The following is an 8,120-nucleotide window of genomic DNA, read 5'->3' as shown; positions in this document are numbered from 1 at the left end:
GTACCGCGCTCAAGCTGAACGGCACTGACGGGCAGGCCACCGCGCCGGAGCGGGGGGGTCGTTCTAACGGCCCAAATCACTCACGACGACCCACGGACTCAGGTGGTCTTCGGAGGCTGTTCGATGTCCAGTTCGCCCGAAAGCTGGCGCCAGGCCGTCTCGGCGGCCTTCTGCTCGGCTTCCTTCTTGGTCGTCCCCGAGCCGTAGCCGAGTTCACGCCCGCCGACGAGCACGGTGGCGGTGAACTCCTTGCGGTGATCGGGGCCGGTGTCCTCGACCTTGTACTCGGGCACGCCGAGACCGGCCGACGCCGTCAGCTCCTGGAGACTGGTCTTCCAGTCCAGACCGGCACCACGCAGTGGCGCTTCGGCGAGCAGGTCGTCGAACAGGTGGTGCACGAGCTGGCGCGCGATTTCGATGCCGTGCTGGAGATACGCGGCGCCGATGACGGCTTCGAGCCCGTCGGCGAGGATGCTCGCCTTGTCCCTGCCGCCGGTGAGCTCTTCGCCCTTGCCCAGCAACAGGTGGGTACCGAGGCCGCCTTCACCGAGGCCGCGCGCGACCCGGGCCAGCGCGTGCATGTTGACCACGCTGGCACGGAGCTTCGCGAGCTGCCCTTCGGCCATCTCGGGATGCGTGTTGTAGAGGTGGTCGGTGACGACCAGCCCCAGCACCGCGTCACCGAGGAACTCCAGCCGCTCGTTGGGCGGCAGCCCACCGTTCTCATAGGCATAAGAACGGTGGGTCAGCGACAGCGTCAGCAGCTCGGATTCAATGGTGATCCCGAGTGCTTCGAGCAGTGGTGCGGGGTTGGCGGGTGGTCCACCGGCCGATTTACCCCCCATGTCGTCAGCTACCCGGCTCAGGCGGGCTCGACGACCTGGCGACCGTTGTGCTGGCCGCAGGCCGGGCACGCGATGTGCTGGAGTTTCGGCTGCTTGCAGGCGCGGTTGGAGCAGGGCACCAGCTGAACCGGAGCCGCCTTCCACTGGCTGCGGCGCGCGCGGGTGTTGGATCGCGACATCTTCCGCTTCGGGACGGCCACGAGTAGATCTCCTTATGACGGTCTGCTCGCGGTCGCGAGCGAACTTGCTTCTCCGGAACGAGCTGGTGCTCGTCAGGCTTGCTTTCCGGGGCCATCGGCCTGGTCATCGCCCGTTTCGTCGCCGAAACGCTTCACCAGTGTGGCCCACCGAGGGTCTATCTTCTCATGCCCGTGTCCGGGCTGGAGATCGGCCCACTTGACGCCGCACTCGATGCACAGACCCTGGCAGTCCTCGGTGCACAGCGGGGCCAGCGGCAACGCCAGCACCACCGCGTCGCGGACCGTCGGTTCGAGGTCGATCCGGTCGTCCACCAGACGGGGGATCTCGTCCTCGTCGGTGGTCTCCTCGGTCGCGGAGCCGGGGTAGGCGAAGAGTTCGGTCAGTTCGACCTCGACGTCCTCGCTGATCGGGTCGAGGCATCGTGCGCAGTGCCCCGTCGCGACGGCGGACGCCGTGCCGCTGACGAGGACGCCTTCGACGACGGACTCGAGCATCAGGTCGAGTTCCAGGCTGGAGCCGACGTCGATGGTGATGACGTCGGGCACACCGAGCGCGGTCTCGACGGGAATGGAGCGGTGGACGGCCTTGCTCAGGCCGGCGTGACGGCCGAGCTCGCGGGTGTCGAGCACCCACGGGCTTCGGTTGTCCAGTTGCGCGGGCCTGGCCTGCGGCGCCTTGTTCTCAGACATCGATGACCAGGGTACGCACGTACCGCCAGTGGTTTACGCCTGGTAGTCGTACAGCGAGGTCCGGCTGTTGCCGGGCAGGTTGACCGGCGACCGCAGGTGGTTGCGCCCGGAGTCGACCGTGCGCAGCGTGGTGGCCAGCAGCTCGGAGAACTCGGCGAGCTTGCCGTCGACGTAGGCGTCGCAGTCGGTCCGCTGCTTGTCGGCCTCGACGTGCGCCTCGTCGACGATGCGGGCGGCCTCGCCGTGCGCGGCCTGGACGACCTCGGTCTGCGAGACGAGCCGGGCCTGCTCGACGCGGCCGTCCTCGATGGCGCGCTCGTAGGCGTCGCGGCCTGCCTGGATCATCCGTTCGGACTCGGCCCGCGAGCGATCGGTGAGGTTCTGGAACTCGGCCTGCCCGGCGGCGACCATGCGCTCGGCCTCGCCGTGCGCGTCACCCATCATCTGCTCGGCGCGGGCGCGGGCGTCGGCGAGGATGCGTTCGGCTTCGGCCTGCGCCTCGGCGACCGTGCTGTCCGCCTCGGTGTTGGCCGTGGAGATCGTCTCGGCCGCCTCGGTGCGGGCGGTCTGGAGCAGCTGGTCACGTTTGTCGAGGACGTCCTGCGCGTCGTCCACCTCGCCGGGCAAGGCGTCGCGGATGTCGTCGAGCAGCTCGAGGGTGTCCCCGCGCGGTACGACGCAACTGGAGGTCATCGGCACGCCGCGGGCTTCCTCCACGATGGTGACGAGCTCGTCGAGCGCCTCGAAAACCCGGTACACGGCACACTCCCTACCTACAGCGATCCCCATTCCCTGCGATCAGTTTGCCCGCATCACCGCCGTTAGGGGTGAAAGCACGCGGTACCGGGCGTGTCCCCACCGGTACCGCGTGCCACCTACCCGAGGGTGAACTCCGGATCCTTGACCAGCCTGATCAGCTGTTCGTCGGCCGGACGCGGGCCACCGTCACCCGCACCGGCGTGCACGCTGACCGAGGTGCCGTCGGCCCGGAAGACGGTCGCGCCGCGACCCGGGTCGACGTCGCCGGGAGGCAGCGACGGGACGGTGCCGGTGACGACGACGGTGCTCCCGTCCGCTTGGGGCAGCTTCACGCAGTCCACCGGTTCCCCGCTGGTCACCCCGGCGATGTCCGCGTCGAGTCCGGTGACGGCCTTCCGGCCTGGTTTACAGCTGTCTTCGAGGGAGAAGCCCAGCTTGGTGGCCTCGGTGCCGCTGATCGTGACGACAAGGGAACGGCCGGGGCCGGAGGCGTCCCGGTAGGCGACCATGGCGATGAGGATGTCCCAGCCGCGCAGCTGGTCCACGGAGCGGACCTGGATGTCCTTCGCCCCCGTCAGCACGTTCGGCAGCACGGCCATCAGATGTCCGGTGATCCCCGCCTTCCGCGCTTCCAGGTTCACCTTCGGCGAGACCGGCGGCAGCACGGTGGACGGCGATGGCCCGGCCGGGACGACCGGCGCGGGCGCGGCGGGCGACACCGCCGGGCCGCCGGGTGCCGCGAACGCCACGGCGGCGGCGATCACGGCGAGCGTCGCGACCCCCGTCAGCGCGACCGCACGCCGGTTTCGCTGTTTCCTCGCCGTCACAGCGATCTTGTCCGGGTCGAAACCGAGCGGGGGCTCGGCCAGTCTGATCCCGCGCAGCTTGTCTTCGAGTCCGTCCATCACTTGCTCCTCCCGGAGACAGCCTCGTCGTGCTGTCTCTGCAGGGCCGCGCGGAGGGCGTCGAGCCCTCGCGCGGCCTGGCTCCTGACCGTCCCTTCCGAACAGCGCAGCGCGACGGCGACCTCCGCGACCGGGAGATCGGCGCAGTAGCGCAGCACGACGGCGGCGCGCTGTTTCGGTGGAACTTCGGCGAGGGCGCGAAGCAGTGAATCCGAGATCCCGAAATCGACACTGTCGGTGCCATCCGCCGGGGCGGCGGGCTCGTCGGGGACGACGCCGTCGCGGTTTTCCTTGCGCCGCCACGGTCGCCGCCGCTCGTCGAGCCAGCAGCGCACCAGGATCTGCCTCGTGTAGTTGTCGACGGGCCCGTTCCGGCTGACCTTCGGCCAGACCCGGTGGAGCTTGATCAGCGCGAGCTGGACCAGGTCTTCCGCGAGATGCCAGTCACCACAGAGCAGGTACGCCGTCCGCCGGAGCGGTAGCGCCTTGTCACTGGCGAACTCCCTGAAACCCACGTCGTCCCCAGACCGCATCGTGCCTCCTCGTCCGTGTTCCGGTGTATCTCACGGACGAGGAGGCACGATGCGTTGCACGGGAAGGATCAGGCGCCGAGGTTCACGAGTTTGAAGCTGTGTCGCCGCACTTCGGGGCCGAAGCACCGTTGACGTCGATCACGGAGAAGGTCTTGTAGTGGTCGCCGGTGTAGAAGTACTCCCCGCCGGTCCCGGTGACGATGCGGCGCGTGCCGCGGTTCGACGAGCCGGGGGTCGGGACCGTGTACTCGTGATAGTAGGACGAAGCACACTTCGGGAGGATGTTCTCCCGGTTCGAGAAGACCGTCCCGTCGTTGTCCGGATACGGGTACGGGCCGCCCTTCTGGATGAGGTTGTACGTCGTCGTCGCCTCGGCCGGGAGTGACGAAAGCGACGTGTGCTTGAACCCGGTGAGATCCCCGCAGGGGTTCTGCTGGACGGAAACAGGGGCGGCCGTGGCCTGTGCGGCACCCACCCCGCCGAAGAAGGTGACTAGCAGAACGAGCAGCGCGGCGGCGATCCGCGATCGTTTGTTGGTCATTTTCGGACCGTAACCCGATCGTGTATTCGCCAGAAGGCGTCGAGATGAACTCTTCACCGCCGCTCAACGCTGACCGACCAACGGCTTCGGCCGTTCGGGTCAATCCCGTTCGGAGCACTTCTCCCCGAGCCGTTTGAACACTATCGGCGGCACCAGGTGCTCGATGTCGCCGCCGAGTGCGAAAACCTCTTTGACCAGCGAACTGGAGACGAAACCGTAGGCCGGGTTGTTCGCCATCAGCAGCGTTTCGAGCCCGGTCAGCTCGCGGTTCATCTGCGCCATCTGGAGTTCGTAGTCGAAGTCGCTGACCGACCGCAGCCCCTTCGCGACCGCGACGATGTCGTTCTCGCGGCAATAGTCGACCAGGAGGCCTTGCCAGGAGTCGATGCGCACGTTCGGCAGCTTCGCGGTGATCTCGCGCAGCATGTCGATCCGCTCCTCGGTGGTGAACAGGCCCTTTTTGCTCTTGTTCACCCCCACCGCGACGACGACCTCGTCGAACAGCTTCGCCGCCCGCTCGATGATGTCGAGATGTCCATTGGTGGCCGGATCGTAGGACCCGGGACAGACCGCACGCCGCATGGCGCGGACGCTACCAAGGAGAGGGCGGCCCTGCGCGTTCATGCGTGCGGCGTCTCACACCTGATATTCCGCCCAGTACAACGCGGTGTCGCCGTAGCGCTTCGTCCGCGTCGGCTCGAAGCCCGGCGGCCAGTCCGGCTCGCCGTCACGTGCGGCGCGTTCGATCACCACGAGCGCGCCGCCGGAGACCCACCGGCCCGCGGCGAGCGCGGCCATGACCTCCCCCAGGCGGGTGGAATCGACAGCGTAGGGCGGATCCGCGAGGACGATGTCGAACGTTTCGGGTGCCGGAGCGGCCACGACGGACTCGACCTGACCGGCCCGGACCGTGCCGCCGAGCCCCAGCGCGGCGACGTTCCCCTTGAGCACTTCGACCGCACGCCGGTCGAACTCGACGAACAGCGCGCCCGCCGCGCCGCGCGACAGCGCCTCCAGCCCGAGCGCGCCCGAGCCGGCGTAGAGGTCGAGAACCCGGGCGCCCTCCAGCTCACCGGCCACCTCCAGCGCGTTGAACAGGGCTTCCCGCACCCGTTCCGAGGTCGGCCTCGTACCCTTCGGCGGGACCTTCAAGCGCCTGCCGCCCGCGGTCCCCGCCACGATCCTGGTCATAGCGGCATCGTGCCTCAACGAGATCCGCCGCGGGCGTTCGACGGGACTTGGTGAACCCGCCGCTCACCTCGCGTAGAGTCGTCCTTCGCCCTCGTGAGGCGATAGAAGCGTTTAGGAGCGTTGCGTGTCCGAACCTCGGGTCAGACGGGCCGAGATCGCCATCGAGCAAGCCCATGTGGACAAGGTCTACACCCGGCTCGCCGAACTGCGAGCCCAGGCTGAGGCCATGCGTACCAAGGGTTATGAGATCGGCCATGGCGCGGGACGCGAGGCGATCTTCGAACAGGCGTCGATGCTGTTCGAACGGGATATGATGGTGTACCACGCCAACCAGACCCTGCAGACCCTCGACGCGGAGTACGAGGGCCTGGTCTTCGGCAGGCTCGATCATCTCGACAACGACCACATCTACGTCGGCCGTCTCGGCATCCGTGACGCCGAGTTCGACAACCTCGTCACCGACTGGCGCGCGCCCGCGGCGGCGGCGTTCTACCAGGCGACCGCCGAGGAGCCGATGGACGTCGTCCGGCGCCGGGTGATCCGGTGCTCCGGGCAGAACGTGCTCGACGTCGACGACGACGTCCTCATCGCGGACGCGGTCCCCGAGACGATGCGGATCGTCGGTGAGGGCGCGCTGATGGCGGCGCTCGGCCGGTCGCGTGGCGAGAAGATGCGCGACATCGTCGCGACCATCCAGAAGGAGCAGGACGAGGTCATCCGCGCGCCGTGGCGTGGTGTCACGGAGATCACCGGCGGCCCCGGCACCGGCAAGACGGCGGTCGCGCTGCACCGCGCGGCGTACTTGCTTTACCGCTACCGCCGCCAGCTCGGCGGCGCGGGGGTACTGGTGATCGGCCCGTCCGGGGTGTTCACCAGCTACATCTCGCGGGTGCTGCCGTCGATGGGTGAGACGAACGTCGAACTGCGCGCACTCGGCGAAGTCCTCGACGGTCTCGAAGCGACCAGGCAGGACGCGGCGCCGCTGGCGGCGATCAAGGGATCGCTGCGGATCCGCAAGATCCTGCTGCGGGCGCTGCGTGACACCCCGCCCGACGCGCCCGAGGACATGAAGATGGTCTACCGCGGCGAGGTGCTGCGGCTGAACGCGCGCGAGCTCGACAAGGTGCGCCGCAAGGTCCACACCGCGGGCGGCCCGCCCAACCGGTCCCGGATCCGGGCGGCCGAGATGCTGCTCGACGCGCTCGCTTCGAAGGCCGAGCAGCACGCGAAGGACGACGGCCGTCAGATCGACAAGGCCGAACTGGTCAGCGAACTCGGCGAACGCATCGAGTTCCACCGGTTCCTCGTCCTCTGGTGGCCGATCCTGTACCCCGCGCAGATCCTGCGCTGGCTCGGCACCGAGAAGCGGCTCGCCGTCGCGGCGAAGGGCCTGCTCAACCGCAACGAGATCAGCCTGCTCGCCGCCGACCTCGCCGACCGTTCGCGTGGCTGGACCATCGCGGACATCGCGTTGCTCGACGAACTGCGTGTCCTGATCGGCCCGCCGCCGAAGCGGCGCCGCGGTCACCAGACGATCGACGTCCACCCGGAGCGCGGCGGGGCCCCGACCCGGCCCGAGCACTACGACGAGTACTCGCACGTGGTCGTCGACGAGTCGCAGGACCTCTCGCCAATGCAGTGGCGGATGGTCGGGCGGCGCGGCAAGTACGCGAGCTGGACCGTCGTCGGCGACCCGGTGCAGAGCTCTTGGCCGGACCCGGCCGAGGCGGCGATGGCGCGTGATCAGGCCTTCGGGCTCAAAACCACGCGACGCCGGTTCACGCTGCGCACCAACTACCGGAACTCGGCCGAGATCTTCGACCTCGCCGCGAAGGTGGTCGCCGGGCACGCCGAGGCCGACGAGCTTCCGCGTGCCGTGCGGCAGACCGGCATCACGCCGGAGGTGCGGCCGGTCGAGGCCGCCGGGCTGGAGGCCGCGACGCAGGCCGCGGTGAAGGAGCTGATGGGTGCCGTCGAAGGCACCGTCGGCGTCATCACGGCCATGGACCGGGTACCCGAGGTCGAGGGCTGGCTCGCCGAACTGTCGGACGAGCGGCTCAAGGTCGTCGGCAGCCTCGACTCCAAGGGCCTCGAATACGACGCCGTCGTCGTGGTCGAGCCGAACGACCTCATCACGGAGTCGACCACCGGGCGGCGGGTGCTGTACGTGGCGCTGACGCGGGCGACGCAGCAACTCACGGTTCTCGCCTCGAACCCGGACTGGATCCCGGCCGCCTGACTGCCTTCGCGATTCGTCCTCTAGTTGCGGTAGTTGCGCGTGCAAGGACCGCAACTAGAGGACTACTTGCGGAAAAAGCTGAAGGGCTCCTTCAGGGCACTGGTGAATGTCCTGAAGGAGCCCTTCAGACCCCCGGTGAGTGAACGATGTTGGGACGCATCGCACGTCCAGGGGCATTTCTAGCGCCTAATCGTTGTTCGGTGTCACAGCGCTTCCA

The 8,120-nt window shown here is 68.5% G+C and carries 9 protein-coding genes and 1 pseudogene; 1 reads left to right on the top strand and 9 read right to left on the bottom strand.

The window, feature by feature from the left end; genetic code table 11:
• Positions 1-98: 98 nt before the first annotated feature.
• The 9 genes and pseudogenes from rnc to rsmD form a co-directional block, all read right to left on the bottom strand.
• Positions 99-845: a ribonuclease III gene (rnc, locus tag AB0M65_RS18320; protein ID WP_364028646.1), complete on the bottom strand. Its 747-nt coding sequence runs from the start codon at positions 843-845 to the stop codon at positions 99-101.
• 17 nt (positions 846-862) lie between these two features.
• Entirely contained in the window at positions 863-1,045 is a 183-nt protein-coding gene (gene rpmF, locus AB0M65_RS18315; protein ID WP_005160412.1) for a 50S ribosomal protein L32, read from the bottom strand.
• A gap of 72 nt (positions 1,046-1,117) precedes the next feature.
• Positions 1,118-1,735, bottom strand: coding sequence for a YceD family protein (locus AB0M65_RS18310; RefSeq protein ID WP_364028643.1), 618 nt, complete (start codon positions 1,733-1,735; stop codon positions 1,118-1,120).
• A 33-nt stretch (positions 1,736-1,768) separates the two neighbouring features.
• Positions 1,769-2,494, bottom strand: a complete 726-nt coding sequence (locus AB0M65_RS18305) for a DivIVA domain-containing protein (RefSeq protein WP_364028641.1) — start codon at positions 2,492-2,494, stop codon at positions 1,769-1,771.
• A gap of 116 nt (positions 2,495-2,610) precedes the next feature.
• On the bottom strand, positions 2,611-3,399 hold the full coding sequence (locus tag AB0M65_RS18300) for a hypothetical protein (RefSeq protein WP_364028639.1): 789 nt from the start codon (positions 3,397-3,399) through the stop codon (positions 2,611-2,613).
• Positions 3,399-3,932 carry a SigE family RNA polymerase sigma factor gene (locus AB0M65_RS18295; RefSeq protein ID WP_364028637.1) on the bottom strand — a complete coding sequence of 178 codons (534 nt, stop codon included), beginning with the start codon at positions 3,930-3,932 and terminating at the stop codon, positions 3,399-3,401. The genes AB0M65_RS18300 and AB0M65_RS18295 overlap by 1 nt, the downstream gene beginning before the upstream one ends.
• 94 nt (positions 3,933-4,026) lie before the next feature.
• Positions 4,027-4,473, bottom strand: a pseudogene (locus tag AB0M65_RS18290) (ribonuclease domain-containing protein); the annotation flags it as partial.
• Positions 4,474-4,572: 99 nt separating this feature from the next.
• Positions 4,573-5,055, bottom strand: a complete 483-nt coding sequence (coaD, locus tag AB0M65_RS18285; RefSeq protein ID WP_364028635.1) for a pantetheine-phosphate adenylyltransferase — start codon at positions 5,053-5,055, stop codon at positions 4,573-4,575.
• A 54-nt stretch (positions 5,056-5,109) separates the two neighbouring features.
• On the bottom strand, positions 5,110-5,664 hold the full coding sequence (gene rsmD / locus AB0M65_RS18280; RefSeq protein WP_364028633.1) for a 16S rRNA (guanine(966)-N(2))-methyltransferase RsmD: 555 nt from the start codon (positions 5,662-5,664) through the stop codon (positions 5,110-5,112).
• Between the two features lie 124 nt (positions 5,665-5,788).
• Between rsmD and AB0M65_RS18275 the strand changes: the two genes are divergently transcribed.
• Positions 5,789-7,903 carry an AAA family ATPase gene (locus AB0M65_RS18275; RefSeq protein WP_364028631.1) on the top strand — a complete coding sequence of 705 codons (2,115 nt, stop codon included), beginning with the start codon at positions 5,789-5,791 and terminating at the stop codon, positions 7,901-7,903.
• Positions 7,904-8,120 lie beyond the last annotated feature (217 nt).

Source organism: Amycolatopsis sp. NPDC051071, from assembly GCF_040682875.1.
In the GTDB taxonomy this organism is placed as follows: Bacteria; Actinomycetota; Actinomycetes; order Mycobacteriales; family Pseudonocardiaceae; genus Amycolatopsis.
Note: the sequence above shows the minus strand (reverse complement) of the source record. Positions and strands in the feature narration are given on the sequence as shown.